The 18,757-nt window shown below is 48.5% G+C and carries 21 protein-coding genes, 1 other RNA gene and 1 pseudogene; 11 read left to right on the top strand and 12 right to left on the bottom strand.

Annotated elements, in window-relative coordinates:
• Positions 1-211: 211 nt before the first annotated feature.
• On the bottom strand, positions 212-1,120 hold the full coding sequence (gltC, locus tag QNH46_RS09590; RefSeq protein ID WP_213588854.1) for a glutamate biosynthesis transcriptional regulator GltC: 909 nt from the start codon (positions 1,118-1,120) through the stop codon (positions 212-214).
• A 98-nt stretch (positions 1,121-1,218) separates the two neighbouring features.
• Positions 1,219-1,821 carry a rhomboid family intramembrane serine protease gene (locus tag QNH46_RS09585; RefSeq protein ID WP_283927888.1) on the bottom strand — a complete coding sequence of 201 codons (603 nt, stop codon included), beginning with the start codon at positions 1,819-1,821 and terminating at the stop codon, positions 1,219-1,221.
• Between the two features lie 98 nt (positions 1,822-1,919).
• On the opposite strand from QNH46_RS09585, the gene tpx reads away from it, so the two are divergent.
• Positions 1,920-2,438 carry a thiol peroxidase gene (gene tpx / locus QNH46_RS09580; protein ID WP_283927887.1) on the top strand — a complete coding sequence of 173 codons (519 nt, stop codon included), beginning with the start codon at positions 1,920-1,922 and terminating at the stop codon, positions 2,436-2,438.
• Between the two features lie 78 nt (positions 2,439-2,516).
• Here the strand turns inward: tpx and QNH46_RS09575 are convergent, their stop codons facing one another.
• From QNH46_RS09575 to QNH46_RS09565, 3 genes are all read right to left on the bottom strand, one after another.
• On the bottom strand, positions 2,517-2,909 hold the full coding sequence (locus tag QNH46_RS09575) for a DUF1499 domain-containing protein (RefSeq protein WP_213588856.1): 393 nt from the start codon (positions 2,907-2,909) through the stop codon (positions 2,517-2,519).
• Between the two features lie 142 nt (positions 2,910-3,051).
• A non-coding RNA gene (gene ssrS, locus QNH46_RS09570) (6S RNA) lies at positions 3,052-3,241 on the bottom strand.
• 71 nt (positions 3,242-3,312) lie between these two features.
• Entirely contained in the window at positions 3,313-4,173 is an 861-nt protein-coding gene (locus QNH46_RS09565) for a YesL family protein (RefSeq protein ID WP_283927886.1), read from the bottom strand.
• 175 nt (positions 4,174-4,348) lie between these two features.
• Here QNH46_RS09565 and QNH46_RS09560 point away from each other — a divergent pair, with 175 nt between their 5' ends.
• Positions 4,349-4,453, top strand: a complete 105-nt coding sequence (locus tag QNH46_RS09560; RefSeq protein ID WP_283927885.1) for a sporulation protein YjcZ — start codon at positions 4,349-4,351, stop codon at positions 4,451-4,453.
• Between the two features lie 62 nt (positions 4,454-4,515).
• Here the strand turns inward: QNH46_RS09560 and cshA are convergent, their stop codons facing one another.
• Positions 4,516-6,090, bottom strand: coding sequence for a degradosome RNA helicase CshA (cshA, locus tag QNH46_RS09555; RefSeq protein WP_283927884.1), 1,575 nt, complete (start codon positions 6,088-6,090; stop codon positions 4,516-4,518).
• Positions 6,091-6,378: 288 nt separating this feature from the next.
• Between cshA and QNH46_RS09550 the strand changes: the two genes are divergently transcribed.
• The 4 genes from QNH46_RS09550 to QNH46_RS09535 all read left to right on the top strand — a co-directional run bounded on the left by QNH46_RS09550 (position 6,379) and on the right by QNH46_RS09535 (position 10,486).
• Entirely contained in the window at positions 6,379-7,206 is an 828-nt protein-coding gene (locus QNH46_RS09550; RefSeq protein WP_283927883.1) for a YitT family protein, read from the top strand.
• 169 nt (positions 7,207-7,375) lie between these two features.
• A complete protein-coding gene (locus QNH46_RS09545) occupies positions 7,376-7,579 on the top strand; it encodes a hypothetical protein (RefSeq protein ID WP_213588861.1) in 204 nt (67 codons plus the stop codon).
• Between the two features lie 274 nt (positions 7,580-7,853).
• Positions 7,854-9,047 (top strand): putative glycoside hydrolase, encoded by a 1,194-nt coding sequence (locus tag QNH46_RS09540; protein ID WP_283927882.1) that lies wholly within the window; start codon positions 7,854-7,856, stop codon positions 9,045-9,047.
• Between the two features lie 68 nt (positions 9,048-9,115).
• On the top strand, positions 9,116-10,486 hold the full coding sequence (locus QNH46_RS09535; protein WP_283927881.1) for an MATE family efflux transporter: 1,371 nt from the start codon (positions 9,116-9,118) through the stop codon (positions 10,484-10,486).
• A gap of 641 nt (positions 10,487-11,127) precedes the next feature.
• Here the strand turns inward: QNH46_RS09535 and pfkA are convergent.
• The 3 genes from pfkA to QNH46_RS09520 all read right to left on the bottom strand — a co-directional run bounded on the left by pfkA (position 11,128) and on the right by QNH46_RS09520 (position 13,709).
• Complete coding sequence (pfkA, locus tag QNH46_RS09530; protein WP_155609121.1) at positions 11,128-12,099, bottom strand: 6-phosphofructokinase; 972 nt, start codon at positions 12,097-12,099, stop codon at positions 11,128-11,130.
• 115 nt (positions 12,100-12,214) lie between these two features.
• Positions 12,215-13,297: a tetraprenyl-beta-curcumene synthase family protein gene (locus QNH46_RS09525; RefSeq protein WP_283927880.1), complete on the bottom strand. Its 1,083-nt coding sequence runs from the start codon at positions 13,295-13,297 to the stop codon at positions 12,215-12,217.
• Positions 13,298-13,388: 91 nt separating this feature from the next.
• Positions 13,389-13,709, bottom strand: coding sequence for a hypothetical protein (locus QNH46_RS09520; RefSeq protein WP_213588866.1), 321 nt, complete (start codon positions 13,707-13,709; stop codon positions 13,389-13,391).
• 164 nt (positions 13,710-13,873) lie between these two features.
• Here QNH46_RS09520 and QNH46_RS09515 point away from each other — a divergent pair, with 164 nt between their 5' ends.
• Positions 13,874-15,073, top strand: coding sequence for an MFS transporter (locus QNH46_RS09515; RefSeq protein ID WP_283927879.1), 1,200 nt, complete (start codon positions 13,874-13,876; stop codon positions 15,071-15,073).
• Between the two features lie 104 nt (positions 15,074-15,177).
• Positions 15,178-15,825 (top strand): nitroreductase family protein, encoded by a 648-nt coding sequence (locus tag QNH46_RS09510; RefSeq protein ID WP_283927878.1) that lies wholly within the window; start codon positions 15,178-15,180, stop codon positions 15,823-15,825.
• Positions 15,826-15,896: 71 nt separating this feature from the next.
• On the opposite strand, the gene QNH46_RS09505 is transcribed toward QNH46_RS09510, so the two are convergent.
• Positions 15,897-16,793: a prenyltransferase/squalene oxidase repeat-containing protein gene (locus QNH46_RS09505; RefSeq protein WP_283927877.1), complete on the bottom strand. Its 897-nt coding sequence runs from the start codon at positions 16,791-16,793 to the stop codon at positions 15,897-15,899.
• A gap of 73 nt (positions 16,794-16,866) precedes the next feature.
• Positions 16,867-17,250 carry a hypothetical protein gene (locus QNH46_RS09500; RefSeq protein ID WP_283927876.1) on the bottom strand — a complete coding sequence of 128 codons (384 nt, stop codon included), beginning with the start codon at positions 17,248-17,250 and terminating at the stop codon, positions 16,867-16,869.
• Positions 17,251-17,408: 158 nt separating this feature from the next.
• On the opposite strand from QNH46_RS09500, the pseudogene QNH46_RS09495 reads away from it, so the two are divergent.
• Positions 17,409-17,558, top strand: a pseudogene (locus tag QNH46_RS09495) (VOC family protein); the annotation flags it as partial.
• A gap of 184 nt (positions 17,559-17,742) precedes the next feature.
• Here QNH46_RS09495 and QNH46_RS09490 read toward each other — a convergent pair.
• A complete protein-coding gene (locus tag QNH46_RS09490; protein WP_009222768.1) occupies positions 17,743-17,940 on the bottom strand; it encodes a cold shock domain-containing protein in 198 nt (65 codons plus the stop codon).
• Positions 17,941-18,153: 213 nt separating this feature from the next.
• On the opposite strand from QNH46_RS09490, the gene QNH46_RS09485 reads away from it, so the two are divergent.
• Together QNH46_RS09485 and QNH46_RS09480 are read left to right on the top strand one after the other, a co-directional pair.
• Positions 18,154-18,387: a hypothetical protein gene (locus QNH46_RS09485; protein WP_283927875.1), complete on the top strand. Its 234-nt coding sequence runs from the start codon at positions 18,154-18,156 to the stop codon at positions 18,385-18,387.
• 41 nt (positions 18,388-18,428) lie between these two features.
• A complete protein-coding gene (locus QNH46_RS09480) occupies positions 18,429-18,599 on the top strand; it encodes a hypothetical protein (RefSeq protein WP_196427037.1) in 171 nt (56 codons plus the stop codon).
• Positions 18,600-18,757: the final 158 nt, after the last annotated feature.

Genomic DNA, 18,757 nt, shown 5'->3' with positions numbered 1-18,757 from the left:
TGCACGGAGTCAACAACAAACCCGCTCAAGCTGCGGAAAAAGCCCAGCCATACGGCTATTTCCGTATAGGCTGGGCTTTATTATGGTTAATAATTTGGGATCATGCCTTCCGGGCTGCAATGCCCCGAAAGAAGCGCTAGACGGTTTGAACCGGCTGGACAGCATGTCCATCGACCTTTTTCGATATTACAAGAACAAACGCCGCCAGTTATTAACTTGGCGGCGTGTCCGGTTGTAGTCCGAAATATTCTAGCAGAAATATGCGGAAGGATTGCGCGACCAGCGGGAGTTTATCGTCGGCTCGGTGAATCAGCCCGATCGTTCTCGTTACTTTCGGCGTAGAAATGCGAACCCGGGCCGGCTGCAGCGTGAAGCTCTGGAATAACGCCACTTCAGGCAGGAGACTGACGCCCATCCCGGCCGCGACTAAGCCGCGGATCGTATCCGTCTCCTCGCCTTCAAAGGCGATTTTCGGCGTGAATCCGGCTTCCAGACAAGCATGCCACACGATAGGTCTTAAAGAATAACCTTTGCTGAACAAGATGAATTTATCGTCTTTCAACTGGTTGAGCTTGATGCTCTGCTCGTTGGCGAGCGGATGGCCTGGAGGCAGAATCGCCACTAAATCCTCCGTCAGTACGACGTTGCCCGCAACCTGATTATGGTTCTCTGGAAAAGGAGAGATGAAGGCCAAATCCACTTCGGCTGATACGACATCACGAATGAGTGTCGGGTACATTCCTTGCTTGAATCTGAACTTTACATTCGGATACAACTTACGGAATTCGGCAACTACACTAGGAATAACATGAACACCGAGGCTATGTGGAAATCCGAGACGAATTTCGCCTTGCTCAGGATCAATAAACTCGTGAACTTCATTTACGGCGCGATCCAAATCTTTGAGGATCGTCTCCACCCGGCTGCAAAATAGCTGTCCTACCGCAGTCAAATGCAGATTTCTTCCCTTTTGCATGAACAAGTCAACGCCAAGCTCCTGCTCCAGCTGGTGGATTTGCCTGCTTACCGCAGACTGGGCCACATGAAGCTCTTCGGCTGCCTGTGTAACATGCTCCTTCTTCGCCACCTTCACAAAGTATTGCAGTTGTCTTAATTCCACGAATCTGATCGCTCCATTTCGATTCCTGTCATAACCCATATGGGTAACTTGCCATCATTTTTGCTCTAACATAACTTTACCATTTACCTTCAAGGGGTTCAACGTCGTTTTAACAGGCGAATGATCAATCCATAGATGAAGAAGCCGCCGATAAATCCGCCTAAGTGGGCGATCCAGTTGACCTGAGGCACGAGGAACGAGAAGATAATCCCGACGATAAGCAGGCTGTACAGCGTCTTGCGGGATGCTTCGTCCATGAATTGACGCTGAAATAGCGCAACATAAAGGAATGCCCCGTAAATACCGTAAATGGCGCCTGATGCCCCTGCAGAAATATGCGGAATAGACGAATGCTGATAGATTCCCGCCGTGATCAGATTGCCGACGACACCGCTCCCTAAATATAACAGGACATAACGCCAGGAGCCGAGCAGCCGCTCCATCGGGGGCGTAAAGATCAGTATCCCGAAGCTGTTAGAGAACAAATGCCCGAAGTTGAAATGCAGGAATACCGCGGCGACATACCGCCACCATTCACTGGCATAGGGTTCTTTATTCACCATAGCCCCATAATCAAGGATGACCCCCTCCGGCCCCGCAGCAGTTAGAACAAACATCACAATATTAATTGCTAGAATGAAGCAGGTAACAGGGTACGATTTCAGATACGTTCTCCAATTCTCATAGCGAATAAATATCATACGATCCGAACCTTTCTTCCTAATGTTGGACAATCTCTTTCTAAAAAGATTATAATTAAAATTAGGTGCTTTCACAAAATTGTTAGGAGGAGATACATTTGGCACAAGAACGTACTAATGCGGCAACATTTAAAGGCAATCCGATTACTCTGGTAGGTCCTGAGCTGAAAGTTGGCGATACGGCTCCAGAATTCCGTTTAAGTAAAAATTTGCTCGAAGAAGCAACTCTTCAGGACTTTGCAGGTAAAATCAAGCTCATCAGTGTCGTCCCCTCCCTGGACACAGGCGTATGCGATGCGCAAACTCGCCGCTTCAACGAAGAAGCTGCCAGCCTTGGCGACGACGTCGTTATCCTGACGGTCAGCGCGGATCTGCCTTTCGCTCAAGCCCGCTGGTGCGGTGCCGCAGGCGTTGACCGCGTAGTAACCCTGTCCGACTATAAAGACAATTCCTTTGGTCAAGCCTATGGTGTATTGATTAAGGAATTCAAATTGGATCAACGCTCCGTATTCGTGATCGACAAAGACAACAAAATTACCTATGTCGAATACTTAAGTGAAATGACCGAACATCCGAACTATGAAAATGCAATTGCTGCAGTTAAAGCCCTTCTGTAATAAGTTGCAGTTGCAATAACCCTATTGAACAAGAAAAGCGAGTAGGAGGATAAAACCTCCCTGCTCGCTTTTGTTTAATTATGAAGTTACTTTATAAGCCCCGAGCTTCTTGTCCAGCGCCGCATAAAGATTGAGGATATTGCGATAGTTGCTGCCCAAATCCCCCAACGACCCCCTCGTCGCCGAGTAGATGTCCACCGCACTGCGAAGCGGCCCTGTCGACACGATCGATACGGTAATATCCATCGTGCGGCCCAACGCGGTTTTCTTCTCCAGCGTAATTTCGCCGACAGACTGCACCTCGTGCAGCACTTTATACCCTGGAATTTTCTTTAACGTCGAGGAGACTTCCTCCCAAATTCTATCCTTGGATAGCTGATAATACCTTGTTTTCATTTCGGGCACTTTCGCACGGTCGCTCGTACCTTCCTGGCTGCGGAATATGCCGATGAGGGTTCTTTTGATTGACACTCTACTTCCTCCTTCGTTACTCGTCACGAGACATAGGGTGTATGTACTACATTTGTATCTAGTTTAACATTGTTGCGTAACAAACAAAAGCACCCTGGTACCTTTATTCCATAAAGGGACAGGGTGCTGTCATCATTGAATATGTAGACCCGCCTATGCCGTCCGGTTACACTGTCTCGAACCTGCATCAGCAGGTGGGTGACCGCAGCAGCGCCTTTGAAGTCCCCTGATCTAATAGATAGGGCCTTTCAGCAGCGAAGCAATTTAAGTCTCCCTGGACATTGTCATTGGTTCAAAACAACATGGAACCGAAACGCACATCGCAGGACGTAAACCTATTATAGTCCTTCTATTTCTAAATGTAAACCTAATATAGGCAGTTTGTAAAATTTGTAAATTCGGCCTAGGATTTTGTCTGATCCTTACTGCTGTCATCCGGCAGTTCAGCCGTTGGCTCTTCTGCATTTCCGGCATGCTCACGGTCTTCGCGGTCATTCCCGGCTCCTTCGTTTCCTTCAGCGTCGCTGCTGTCTTCTTCGCCGTCTTTCGAGCCTTCCTCCACTACGCGCATCTTCTCAACCTTCTCCTGAAGCTTGTTATAACTGACATTGAAATTATAGAAGGCAACGAATGCGGCAAGCGTACCGAAGCCGAACAAGATCAGCCATGTGAACTGCATCGTAATGAATCCCAGCGCAATGACGCAAAGCACCGTCGATAACACGCGGAACGGACGGAGGATGGTCAGCAGGATCGCATTCTTAATAAGAAGCGAAGTTTTCAAATGATAGTGGGCAACCAATGAAAAGAAATTGAATAAGGAAACCGACAGCAAGATCAAGAAAATCAACATGATGATGCCGATAATCTGCATGTTGGCGAATTGCTTCATATATACGTTATAGTCGACGATCATGACAATGATCAACAAAGTGTAGAAGATTCCACCGATCATGCTCTGCTTGTAGTTCTCTTTGTACCCTTTGAAGTACACTTTAACAACGCTCACATCCGTATCGCCCATGACCCATTTACGCGTCACCGAGAATAGCGCCGCTGTAGCCGGGAACAATGTAAACGGTGCCAACACGGCTAAAATCCAAGCGATTTGAATCCACATTTCGATGTCCGGGGTTAACAATCCCGTTAGCACGAAAAACCAAAAAGGCGACGAACAGAGAAGCCAGAGCAAATTGCTTCCCGATATTCTCATGATCCACTCGGTTACTTTGTAGAAACCGCTCATTAGTCCTTTGTATTCCAAAAAAAAATCTCCCTCCAGTAAGGTTTATGTCTATTAATAATACTATACATGATTAAATGAGCACTATCCAGCGCCTATTTTAACATGTTCTAGGTAAGCGTCTAAACTATATGAACGAATACGCCATAGTATATACCGTAACTTCTAATCAAACATCTTTAAAGGAGGTTATCTCATGTCGGGTGTAGGTCATTCTTGTGGCGGTTTCTGGACTTCCACAGGTACAATTCTGGTGTTGTTCATTCTGCTCGTTATTGTGAGCCGTTCCATCCTGTTCTAATCTCCTATAAGCAAGAAGACGGAGCGCCAGCAGGCGTCTCCGTCTTCTTTGCTATATACTCATTAAGCGTCGTACGAAGGATTGTCGTTGCGTCTTGGCGGTCTACGGTCCCCACCGTTGCTTGCAGGACGCGGCTTGCGATCCGAGGAAGACTGGTAATCCCTTCCCCCGTCTCTGTTATAACCGCCTTTGCTGCCGTAACCTCCACGGCCACCGCCATCGCGGTTATCTCTGCGGTATCCGCTGCCGCTGCGGTTGCCATATCCATACGGCTTGCGTCCGCTGGAACGGATGTCCGGCTTGCGGCGTTTTACTCGAATCGGCTCCTCTGGAGTCAGCTCGATATTCGTGTTATCCCCTTTGTCTCCGGTAATGAGCTTAAACGCGGCTGCCAGCAGGTTAACCGAATCATATTGCTCCAGCAGCGAAATGGCGATTCCTTTGTATTCGTTCAGTTCGGCTGCTTCCACAAGCTCAATCAGGCGTTCTGCCGTAATTCGCTGTTTCCCTTCGATCGCCTCGGCAATGGAAGGCAGCGGCTTGCGGGCGATCTTCTGGCGGGTGATCCGCTCGATGAAGTGAAGATGGTCGATTTCGCGCGGCGTAACGAAAGACCAGGCTACGCCTTCCTTGCCCGCCCGTCCCGTACGGCCGATGCGGTGCACATAGCTCTCCGGATCCTGCGGCAGGTCGAAGTTGACGACATGGGTTACGCCGGATACATCCAAGCCACGTGCTGCTACGTCAGTAGCCACAAGCACGTCGATGCTGCCATCCCGGAACTTGCGCATGACGTTATCACGCTGGTTCTGAGACAAATCGCCATGAAGGCCGTCCGCGGAATAGCCCCGTTTCTGCAAAGCTTCCGCCAATTCGTCTACGCGGCGTTTTGTCCGTCCGAATACGATAGCCAGCTCCGGTGATTCCATATCCAGCAAACGCGTAAGCGCGTCGAATTTCTGGCGTTCATGCACTTCGATATATGCCTGATCGATTAACGGTGCGCTAACTTGCTTTGGAATAACGGAAACATGCTCCGGGTTTTTAAGAAATTGCTGGGCAAGCTTCTGGATATTTGCTGGCATTGTAGCGGAAAATAGCATTGTTTGGCGCTCTTCGGGGACAAGCTTCAGAATCGACTGAATATCGTCCATGAAGCCCATATCCAGCATTTCATCGGCTTCATCCAGTACGACAGTCTGTACGTCGTCAAGCTTAATCGTTTTGCGATTAATGTGATCGAGCAAGCGGCCAGGGGTGCCGATAATCATTTGAGGCTTCTTCTTCAATGCGCGAATTTGGCGGACGATATCCTGTCCCCCATAAATCGGCAGGGAACGGATGCCTTTGAAACGGGACAGCTTCCCGATTTCTTCGGCTACCTGAATAGCAAGCTCCCGGGTCGGGGTCATAATCAGCGCTACGATCCGATCCTCACTGGCCGGAATTTTGCTGATCAGCGGAAGACCGAACGCCGCCGTCTTGCCTGTTCCCGTTTGTGCTTGTCCGATGAGGTCGCGACCTGTCATCGCAATAGGAATTGATTTGGTTTGAATCGGGGTGGCTTCTTCAAATCCGAGTTCTGTTATAGCCTGTAGAACTTTAGGCTCTAGGCCGAAATCTGCAAATGTGCTCAAAATATTCATACTCCTTCTATATAGTGGACTTCCCACCATCTTGACTGTATTCTTAAGTAGCATTGGAACGTTTATAGGCTGTCCCATCAGCCCATAAATTTTACATAGCATACGGATCTTCGGAATATTCGGTTCAGATCACTAATACATTCTTTCCCATTTAACATGGAAAAGGATACCTACTCAAGAATATCTCAAACATTATAGCACAAAACATGAAAAGAACACCAGCAAGCTGCCTGGCTTATTTTCACAACCATTTTCACAACCATAAGAGGTGATTTTACGATGCTCAAAACAATCTGGAACAGTCTAGTCATCGTGTTCGGAGCGGCATTGATCGCAGCCGGCTTCAATCTATTCCTCGTCCCGCACCACCTGCTTAGCGGCGGGGTCTCCGGATTATCCATGCTGACCGGTTACTTTACGCCCTTAAGCATCGGGACGATGTATCTCGTGTACAATATTCCTATTCTCATAGCAGGACTGTTTCTGCTTGGAAGGCGCTTCATCCTGCTGAGCATTCTTTCCGTCGCTGCGGTAACCTGGTTCATCGCACTGATCCCTGTTCAGGAAATTCCGGTTACGACCGATGCATTCCTGTCCGCGGTCGTCGGGGGCGTGCTCGTCGGCATTGGCAGCGGAATATCGTTTCGGGCGGGAGGATCCTCCGGCGGCTTTGATATCATAGGCTCGATCATTACGAGATACCGCGACTTCCCGGTCGGCAGCGTGCTCGTCTCGATGAACGCCATCGTCATTTTGGCCATGGGGTATATCGAAGGGGACTGGAATCTGGCCCTTGCTTCCATGGTATCGATTTACCTCAGCGGCAAAGTGGTCGATCTCCTTCATGTCAGCCATATTAAAGTTACCCTGTTCATTATAACGGACAAAACCGACGAATTGCTAAGCAGACTTTTGAAGCTACCGCGCGGGGTTACTCTCATTAAGACACAAGGCGCATTCTCGCACAAAGAAAAGGATATGCTGATGACCGTAACGACCCGCTACGAACTGACCGAGCTTAGAAATATTATTAAACAGACCGACCCCGCAGCGTTCGTGAACATTGTAGAAACCGTGGGCGTTATGGGTTCGTTCAGAAAAAGGTAAATTTTCCCACAGGCCTGTACTCGATGCCAAAAGATATTTGATATGATATAATGAATTATGCGCGGTTCCTTCGTCAATTTCATAAGATTTCAGCTTTACCCGATTTCACAGGCTTTGTGCTTTTCCATTTAAGAATGATTCTCTACACGAATGATTCTAGAAGGAAAGGGTGATTGATGTGGAAATGGAAACGGTAAAACTGGCACAAATCGTCATGAAGTGGTTCCCCGATATGCTTCCTTTCTTTAACGAGAAGGAGCTTGACTCCATGATCATCCTTCGGGACGGTATGAACTTATTGGAACCGAATGATGCGATGGAGATTATTCAATTTAGCATCTGCGAGCTTCAAGATACTAATTTGCTTCATTAAATATTAGTTTCAGCGAGCTTCAGCCTTATAGCAATACCCAGGCCGCTTTCTTTTGTCTTGGCAGAAGAAGCGGCCTTTTTTTTGGAATATTGAGCTTGTACTTATGAGGATCTCCTTGGGTGCATTTCTGGATATCGGTTTCAACCAGGCATTGCCGTGTTAATGAGTAAAGCCGCGGTTATTTTTTCGCAAACAATAACAAAACTGTTTATTATGAGCAACAAACATCCATTATAATCATCTTAGAACGTGTATCTTATGGGGAGAGAAGACGATGAACATCTTTTGGACGATTTTACTGCTGGCTCTGAGCGCGGGTACCGGCGGGGATGTTTCCCCGGCTCACACAGACGCTTCAAACAGCAAAATGCCGGGCATTATGCAATCAGCCTATCATACCTTCCTGGCCAATGCCGCCGAGGGACGGCTGGACGCTCCGCTTTCACCTACCATGCTGGCAGTGCAGCCTCAAACAGCCGCTCCAGTCGTAAAGGGGATTTACGTAACGGCTTACAGTGCCGGCGGTTCCCGCATGGACCAGCTGATCGACTTGCTGGACAGAACCGAATTGAATTCCATGGTTATCGACCTCAAGGATGATCATGGCTACATTACTTATAAGACGGACAATACCAAGCTTCAAGAGCTAGGTCAGCCCCAGCCCTTCATTCGTGACATGGGGGCGCTGATGGAGCGTCTCGATAAACATGAAATTTACCCTATAGCTCGCGTTGTCGTGTTTAAAGACAGCGTGCTTGCGAAGAAACATCCAGAATTATCGTTTGTACATAGTGACGGCTCCGTCTGGGCCAATGGCAAGGGGGAAGCCTTCGTCAATCCGTACAGCAAGGAAGTATGGGATTATAATGTGGAGATCGCCAAAGAAGCTGCCAAGTTGGGCTTTAAGGAGGTACAGTTTGATTACGTGCGGTTCCCCGAAGGGTTCGAGAAAAGAGCGGACACTTTAAAATATCACAAGGATGAGCGCAGCCGCGTGGACGCGGTAACCTCCTTTGTAAAGTATGCAAAACAAGAGCTCCACCCGCTCGGCGTCAAGGTATCCGTCGATATTTTCGGTTATGCGGCTTCCGTGCCTGCTGCCGAGGGGATCGGCCAGGATTTCGTGAAAATATCGGAAAATGTAGACATCATCTGCCCAATGATATATCCTAGCCATTATACGACCGGCTGGTTCAATGCCAAGGATCCAGACATGGCCCCCTATCAAACGATACGTGGAGCAACGATCGATACGCAGAAGAAGCTGGAGCCGCTAGGCGACAAACAGCCTGTAATTCGGCCATGGATTCAGGACTTTACGGCTAGCTGGCTCGGCAAAGGCAACTACACCAAGTACGGCAAGCATGAAGTGGAAGAACAAATCCGCGCACTCAAGGAATTGAACGTCGATGAATATCTGCTATGGAATGCATCCAACCGGTATACATCCGGCGTAACCTATAAATAAATGCCATCCAACATGGCCCGGGCGACCCGCCCGGGTTTTGGTTTGGGTGGACTAAGGAGAAATCAGGCTTGAAAGAAACCATCAATCTTAGGCAAAAATATGCCCAGTTTATTATCATACTTATTCCCATTCTAGTAACGCAAATTACGATGTCCCTCATGACCTTTTTTGACACGATGATGTCGGGCCATGCCAGTCCTGCCGATTTGGCTGGCGTTGCGATCGGCTCCAGCCTGTGGGTCCCTGTCCAAACCGGTCTCAGCGGAATTTTGATGGGGCTGATTCCGATCATATCGCAATTGATCGGCGCCGGGCACAAAGACAAAGTAGCGTATCATGTCATTCAAGCGCTTTGGCTCTCGATTGCCATCGCCGCGGCCGTCGCGCTCGTTGGCATGTTCACCGTAACACCGGTGCTTAATGGGATGGCGTTGGAACCTAAGGTGCATAATATCGCCCAATATTTCCTCGTGGCGATATCGACCGGCATCTTCCCGCTGTTTGGCTACATCGTCATGCGTTCGTTTATTGACGCACTCGGCCAGACCAAAATATCGATGATCATTACGCTGATTTCCCTGCCGCTAAACGTCGGAGCCGGGTATGTGCTTGTTTTCGGAAAACTCGGTTTCCCAAGACTAGGAGGGATAGGCTCCGGGATTGCCACTGCTTTTGCTTACTGGTGCATCTTTTTAATATCGGTTCTGATCGTCCATAAGGCAGAGCCTTTTGCCTCCTATGGCGTGTTCCGCAAATGGTACGGCTTATCGCTTGCGAAGTGGAAGGAGCTTATGAAGCTAGGCGTGCCGATCGGATTCGCGATTTTCTTCGAAACCGCCGTCTTTGCAGCGGTAACCCTGCTGATGAGCCGTTTCGATACGCTCACCATCGCCGCGCACCAGGCTGCCCTTAACTTTGCCAGCACATTGTACATGATTCCGCTCAGCATCTGCATGGCCCTGACGATTCTGGTCGGCTACGAAACCGGTGCATCACGTTTAAAGGATGCCAAGCAGTATTCATACATTGGCATAGGATCAGCAGCCGCTTTATCGGTAGCCACCGCCTTGATCATTATGCTGTTCCGTCAAAATGTAGCGCAGATTTATGCCAGCGAGCCGGAGGTCGTGCAGCTGATCATGCATTTCCTGATCTACGCGGTTTTCTTCCAGCTGTCCGATGCTATTGCCACACCAATTCAAGGCGCGCTGCGCGGTTACAAGGATGTGAATCCTGCGTTCTGGATCACCCTGCTCGCCTTCTGGATTATCGGCTTGCCGCTGGGCCACGTGTTGGCTAATTATGCGAATCAAGGCGCCTATGGTTACTGGGTTGGGCTCATATCCGGACTGGCCGTAGCCGCTGTGCTGCTCACCGGCCGCCTTCTGGCCGTCCAGCGCAAATTCGCGAGGCGGGCGCTTCTGCCTGAGTCGAAGTAATGGACAGTAACGGATTAGCCTGGCGAGAGGGGCATGCCTAGTTGTCTAGTCATTCATGCAGAGTGCGGCAATAAGGCAGCGTTTGGGGCATTGGGGCCAGCTCTCGACGTGTTTTGTTGCGAAAATGCACTATACTTCCTCAATCTTACGCTAGTGTCTAACACATTAGGAGTTGTTGCTGCACCTTCGGCTCTGCCATTTAATAAAAGTGGAATCATTCCCTCGGTATTGAATTCGACTGCTGATTTTTGACTTTCCTAGGTGGTCAGGATCAGGTAGCTAGATGTAATTCATGCAGTTAGTTCATCGGTTTTGGTCGTGTTAGAGGGAACAAACTGCAAATCCTACATGTAGTTTTAAGTGATTTCGACGAATTCGCTCCATTCAGGTAAACTAACTGCATGTTTTACATTTAGCGTATGGTTTTTTTATAAAACAGCTTAACTAGATGTATAAAATGCATTCCGCTGCTTTTACAGACAATAACCCGCCCTCCATTTGTGAGTGATTTAGCCGAGCCGCTATCGCATGAATCGCATGATGAGAAATACAAAAAGGGAAATTCAGTGAGTGACTTGACTCACATGGATTTCCCTTTTGGTATTTCTCGGTTATGCAATCAGCATGCAACCGCCAGCCCATTACTGGGACAGACGGGATGCCAGCTCATACAGGCTCATATCAAACGATTTCTTGGTCGATACGACCTTCTCAATATCGGTCAGGATCATTTCGCCGCCGATCATGCCGCAGGCCTTGTTCGATTCGCCTTCAATCAACTTGCGTACTGCAAAGTCTCCAAGGCGGCTCGCCAGATTACGGTCAAACGGAGTCGGAGACCCGCCGCGCTGAATATGGCCGAGAACCGTAGCGCGAGGCTCCAGGGACGGCTGGCGCTCCTTGATAGCCTTGACGACTTCCTCTCCCGTTCCTACGCCTTCCGCTACGATAACGATGCTATGTCTCTTGCCGTTATCGAAATTCGATCTCATCCGGTCCGCAACCTCGTTCAAATCAAACGGTACCTCTGGAACAAGAATCGTCTCCGCGCCAGCGGCCAATCCCGCATGCAGGGCAATGTCTCCGGAGTGGCGTCCCATCACTTCAACGACCGATGCCCGTTCATGGGAAGACATCGTATCCCGCAGCTTATTAACGGCGTCAACTACGATGCCAACCGCAGTATCGAAGCCGATGGTGTAATCGGTAAAGGAAATATCGTTGTCGATCGTGCCTGGAAGGCCCATCGTTTTGATTCCCAGTTGGCTAAGCTTCGCAGCGCCATGGTAAGAGCCGTCGCCGCCAATGACGACCAGGCCGTCAATGCCGCGATCCCGCAAAATTTGAGCACCCTTCTGCTGGCCTTCGGGCGTTTTGAATTCCACGCAGCGTGCCGATTGAAGAATCGTACCTCCGCGCTGGATAATATCGCCTACGCTTCTTAGATCCATGGAGAAGATGTCATTATTGAGCAGCCCCTGATACCCCCGTTGCACTCCGAATACCTCAAGCCCGTAGTACAATCCGCTGCGTACGACTGCGCGTACGGCGGCGTTCATGCCTTGGGAGTCACCGCCACTGGTGAGAACTGCGATTTTTTTTACTGCTGACATAATGATTCCTCCTAATAGTTTTGTGAAGCAAAACTTGCCTCGTAAGCATCCGCTTAGTTTTGTGAAGCAAAACTGCTTCGTAAGCTCTCGCTTAGTTTTGTAATGTAAAAACAAGCTATTTCAAACGTTTGCGGATCCAGCGGCTGTTCACGAAGAAAAACAATCGCATGAGCGAGCTTCGTCTCATCAATTGCCTGGAAACCCCTCGAATTTCTTGCTGCTCACTGACTTTGGGGTCGGATAGATACAAAGCCAGCAGTCCTTCGATAATCATCACGTGAAACGACGAAGCCGGCAGGACGGCGACATCCCTCCGGGCCTCATCGACCATAAATACAATGCGTTGAAGCATAGTTTCTTTATTATCGTAATAGCTGCAGAAATTCAAATCTCCGCCAATTTCATCCTCTGCCTGGTCTATCAAATAGTCAAGCATTATATGTACTCCGCATACATAAGGAAAATAAGCATCCTGGATCTTCTGTGCGCTCGTCTCGCTGAGATGCTCGTCGCTTGCCGACAGAAACAGCATAAATACGCCTAGGGTTGAGCCCGTTGCCGCAGCAAACTCGTTCCATTTCAACTGGGGCGCCCGCGACTGGTGAAGCTCCCACCATGAAAGGAGTGCAGCCTCGCGGAGGCTGGGATCAATATGCTTGTACACCTGTAGGTCCGTGTACAGCTGCACCAGCTCGGCAACGAATGGCTGGGCTGCATGATATCCGGGCAGTTCCCTAATCCGGTCTTGGCAGGTTAAGACAAGGCGGTGCAAATACCCTCCGTCCTCGCGTTCCTCCCGAAGCGCGTAATAATCGGTTAGCTCTGCCTGCGGGTCAATGGCGTCCAGCATGCTTTGATGAAGAAGGCGAAAGTCCCCCTCATCCATCGATGTACTGCGGTCACAAAGATTATCCAAATAATCACTGATCGTCTGAAAGGCTACGATTAAGGGGATCAGTATATGGCGCTTCGGCAAATTGGCAGCCGCATAAACCGCGCCCCCCTGACAGTGGAACTCCTTCGTCTCAATACTAGCAAGCGCTTGTCTTCTTAGCTCAGGGTCGGGGATCAGTCCCGCTTCCTTCCTCCAGCCGTTAAGCTCCTGGCGAACATCGGGCAAAATGAACTTGTATACCCGGCTCATCAGCCTGATCGGCTCTCTAGGAAACTGGTTTCGACTTTGCTTAAGTTCAATCAATGGCCTGCCTCCACTAGGTTGTTTAGATATAGCGAGTTTTAAACCAGTCTATATTATAATATGATCCCTCTCTTTGTACAAATTAACTAAATCACAGATGCGTTCTGGCCGTCGGCTCATCCTGAGAGACCCGGTACCATATCTGGAGATCGTGAATCTGGCTGGCCAATTCCGCGATTTCTCCATTGATTTGACAGCTCTTCTCAAAATCGTTCTCATTCCCCATCTCGGACAGTTTCCGCTCGATCAGACGCTCCAGCGCCATGACCTTGGTCGGTATCCGTCCCCGAATGTTCTCCCAGCTTTCGATCATCGCCAGCCTTTCCTCAACGCCGTAATCTTCAAAAGGCCGATCAAGAGACGGTACATGAATATCCAATCTTTCGTCGTACACAAAGCAGGATTGATACACGCTGATCCTCCCCTACCCGAGGTTGTATATTGCTAAACTATATTATAACGAATTTAATAGGTTTACAAAACTTATTTAGTTACGGTTATGATATACTATCCATGTTGCATGTCAACCCAAGAGATGTATGACTTAAATTACCGGAACGGAGTACGGATCTAAAGATGAAATCACAACACTTGGCCCGCTCAGAAGTATCCTGGCTCAGAGCCCTTATTTTTACGATTTATGGAACCAGTGCGCTGGTAGCTTCTTATTTCCCTCTGTTTTATGCAGACCTGGGATTTTCCAGAACACAGATCGGCTACATCTACGCCGTCGGCCCGATGATCTCGTTAATATCCAATCTGCTGTGGAGCTATGCAAGCGATCGCTTCCGCACCATTAAGAAAATACTCCTCATCCTGCTGGCAGGCCAGCTGCTAATGTCCTTTTTCCTTTCGATGACGACGAAATTTGCGGTCATTATGCTCATTATTACATTGTACTATTCCTTCTTCTATCCCGTGCTTCCGCTATCCGACTCGATCGCAATCTCGACAGCAAACCGCCACAAGAAGAACTTTGTGTCAATCCGCATTTTCGGTTCGATCGGCTTTGCGATTTTTGCACTGCTGATCGGTTATGTCCTGTCAACCATACCTTCCATCACAACCATGGGGGTATCGATGATTATAGCGGGTACGGCGTTGTTCCTGACGCTATTCGTCAAAGATCAGGCAACCAGCGTAGCGAGGGTTAACTTCTCCGGCGTCTTATCGATCCTGAAGCAAAAAGAGCTGCTCTGGTTCCTGGGCTGCGTATTTTGCCTTGCTCTTGGCATGCGGATGAACGATGCTTTCCTGTCCATCTCGCTGCATGACCTCGGAGCCGGACAAGAACTAGTCGGCTGGGCCATGCTCCTGTCGGCCTTCTCGGAAATTCCGATCTTTTTGCTGCTCACCAAATATGGTGCGAAATTCAAGGAGCTTCCTCTGTTGCTTTTAGCAAGCCTGATGTTCGCCTTAAGATTCATGCTGGTAGGATTATCAGATTCGGCAACCAACATACTGCTCATTCAATTCATGCATGGAGTCTCCTTCGGCATTTTCTATGTTACGGCCATACGCATGCTCTCCCGCCTCATTCCGGCCCAATTTCAGGCTACCGGACTTGCCCTGTTTACGGTCATGTGGTCAAGCTTGTCGGGACTATGCAGCGGGGCATTCGGCGGCATGGTATTTGAGCATTTTGGCAGGGAGAATTTCTATTTTGCGGCCATGGGCACCTCTTTACTGGCTTTTATCGGCTTTGCCAGCCGTTATTTTTACAGATCCAAAGCAAAGGTGCACAGCAGTCACTCGGCTACTCATCATGACCTATAATAAATACGCCAAATAAACCGTCTTCTGTTCAAAGCCCGCCTCATACGTTATAATTAAGAGCAGATTATAGTACCTACTGTTAAACGAAACGAAGGTGGGATATTATGGATTTTTATCAATTCCGGGACATCATCACGACCCGCCGAAGCATACGGGACTTTACGGAGGAGCCTGTTGCCATTTCGGATATCGAAGAAATCATCGATTGTGCCCGCTTTGCCCCTAGCGATACGAACTCGCAGACTTGGGAATTCATCGCCGTAGTCAATAAGGAGAAAATCAAGCATATTGAGGACTTCACCTGGGAGAGGCTGCATGAAATTGCCGCGCGTGCCGAAGGAAATGGATTGGCAAGGGAAGCCAAGCTGCTCGTCAAATCCTTTGGACCGTACGCCACCGCTTTCGCGGGAGCCCCTGTGCTGATCGTATGCCTCTCTACCCCGTATACGTCTAAGTTCAGGGAGCGGATCTTCGATCCTATCGCATTCGTAGAACCGGAGGTTTGGACGGAGGAAGGCTTGAAGAGCAGCTGTCTGGCTACGCAGAACTTAATGCTCGCAGCCCACGCGAAGGGACTGGCGACCTGCCCGATGACAGGACCTGTTCTGCTGGCAGAGGACAAGCTTCGGGAATACCTCGAAATTCCGGAAGACCGCGGTGTGAACATGGTCATTGCGCTAGGCCATCCCGCTATCTCGCCGAAAGCGACGCCCCGCAAGGAAGTCGCGGAAATCCTGCGCATTGTGGAATAAGAGAAATAACGACGGACTGATCAGGGATGCATCCTTTGACCAGTCCGTTTTTATTCCCAACCTGTATTTTCTTACAATCGCCCATATGCGCGAAGCGTCATGAGATGATTTATCGTCACGTATCCCCGCCACTCCTGCTCTGAAGCAGTACTTACGGCCGGCCAGGAAATCGGCCACCCTCCGTCAGACTGCTGCTGGCGCAGAAGCTCCTCCAAATGCAGATTCACCTCGTCCGATGTAACAAAGCGATAGGCATAACTTGCCGGTGTAGGAGCATAATCAAGCACCTTCTGGACATACCCCTCGGCAAGCGGATCGCGCTCAATAACACCGGGAGAGCCCAGCCATTCATCAAGCACGCCATAATACCTGGCTGCCCGATCAGCATCCGGTGCGTTAGCCAAAAACACGCTCCACTGCTCTCCCTCATGATAATCGCCGGGAGGCCCATTCTCCAGGGAGCTCCAAATAAACGATATGTTGGTTTGGAACCACTCCTTCTTCAGCAGCGGCTCCCGAAACGGACTCTTCAATAACAGGCCGATAATCTTGCCCGTAGGGTTCAAGGAAGGTATGCCATCCCTTTCCGTCTCCCACCACGGAGCATGGCCATAACGATTAACTGCAGTCGTTGCCCGCGGCAAACCTCCGCCGGGGAGAGTAAGCTCTTGCAAATAAGACAGGAGCGGGGGCAAAAGCTCGGAATCCCAGCCGTCCATTTCATCGATCAGCGAAAGAGCCATTTCCGTAGTCACCGGCTGACTGTCCGGACAGCGCATATCCGGTTCAAGGGCATGGCCAAACCCGCCGTCCTCATTTTGATACGATTTGAGTGCTTGAATAACCTTCTGTTTGGAGCCATGCTCAAAATGATAAGCAAAGCGCATTCGATCCAGCAGCCGGGCGCTGTTATAGATAAAGCTTCTGGCAAGTTCTACTGTTTCACCGCCATTCAACCGCCTGCTCATAACCGGCCTCCTCCTTTCAGATAGCGCCACCATATCGCAGCATTGTTCGCCTGGATACCTCGAATTTGTCGGCCTAGGCTTGCGCCGTCTCGATTTTCATCCCTTCCATTTTCTCTGCTTTATAATATAAACCATCATCTTGAACTGCAATATAATCATTCGTTTCGACATTTTTAATTTTAAACAATTTTGTACCTTTGTATTTATTAGAAAACAGATTCGGCAGCTCACTGGATTCATTTGTGAAATGTTTTTTTATTGTACCAATTTCATCATCAATTTCAGTAACAGCTTCATTTGTAATTTTATATACTTCATGGTTCCATGTCACAACATCAAATGCCCAGCTTTGTAAGTTGTGTTGGTTTGAACATGACCAGAGTGCAAGAAAAATCGGCACAGCAAGTATGATTACTAACGCTTTTTCATCCAAAGCCCTCCTAAATTTAGCGCTCATTTCAATAGCTAGGCGCTTCCGATTTTTTAAATGTTGTATTCGGAAGTTAAGAAGTAAAGATAAAATCCATCTTAATTATATAATATATTTGGGGAGAGTTAACACAAATGGAAAGAATACCTGGTCACCAGAATAAAAATTTAGGAGAATGTGAAAATGAAGTTGATGACCTTGAAGATATTTTAACTCGCATAACAAAGGCGGGGATTCCAATTGAGCATGGACCCGTTGATGAACCGTGGCAGGTTCGGCGTTTTTTTGTACGAGATCCTTTCGGGAAGCTTGTCAATATTCTTGTTCATCTTTAGTGCAATACCTCTCGAAGTCCCCCTGTTCAGAATTGATGTTCATTTCAGCCATTTTATTGTCCCCATGATATACAAGTTAAAAAGAAGACAACAAAAAAACACAGCCCGTTAAGAGCTGTGTCTTTCATATTTAAGCCTTCTTGAAACCAAACCTTATAAGTGATCCGCTAGTGCGGAAGAAATCTTATAATTTGATTACGTTAGCGGCTTGAGGACCACGGTTACCGTCGGTGATTTCGAACTCAACGGCTTGGCCTTCTTCTAGTGTTTTGAATCCTTCGCCTTGAATTGCGGAGAAATGCACGAATACGTCTTCGCCGCCTTCAACTTGGATGAAGCCATAGCCTTTTTCTGCGTTAAACCATTTAACTGTACCTTTCAAATGAACAACCTCCTAAAAATAATCGCCATCATTGACGAATATCCATATTATACTCCATGGTTTGATACAATGCAACGTATCATTTGCCATGCAGACAAGCATTTTTTTAATGAACCGCTTCCGGTGTTTTTATTTGCTTTCGTACCGGGCGTGAGTTATCATTTTACATAAAAAATACAACCGCCAATAAACGATGATCGGAGAACGACAAAGATGATCAAAAAACACGAAATATACAAACGAGACAAATGGAATATGATGACGGTAGAAGTTCAAGGCAAGTATATCGTCCTTCGGGAAATTTCCGATCAATGGGGCGAGGAATGCCATACGTTTCTTAGCCGGCCTGCACTGATGAACTGGGCCGAAAGCCGCTTCCCCAAAGAAGAATTCGCTGGCAGGGAAGAGGAATGGAACGACATCATGAACGCCTTCAAGCAAATTTAAACCGCCTGATTACCTTATATAAAGGAGAACCTATCAAGACCATGGACAGTTCAAACCATTTGATCTTTATCATTTCCGCGTTCGCTCTTGGTATCGTGCTGATTCTGAGCAAGAATCAAGTCCAGCCCAAAATCCGGCGCTGGCTTGCCATTTTTGCCAGCCTGATGATTGCCTTTGCATTCGGTCTTATCATTTACAGTTTTCTGGTATAGCGCGCCTACTCTGGAGAGGATGTGACGGGGACCATCTATTCCTCATTCGCTCTTTGCGGAGTAGATTCCGGGACAGAAGGACATACTAGAGCAATCTCCACAAGTGATTCCGAGGGAGGTTCCTATGAAAATAAAAAGCATTTCCCTGCTCCCCCTCC

This window comes from Paenibacillus woosongensis (assembly GCF_030122845.1).
Lineage (GTDB): Bacteria > Bacillota > Bacilli > Paenibacillales > Paenibacillaceae > Fontibacillus > Fontibacillus woosongensis_A.
The sequence above is the reverse complement of the archived record's forward strand: the minus strand, read 5'-3'. Positions and strand labels throughout refer to the sequence as shown.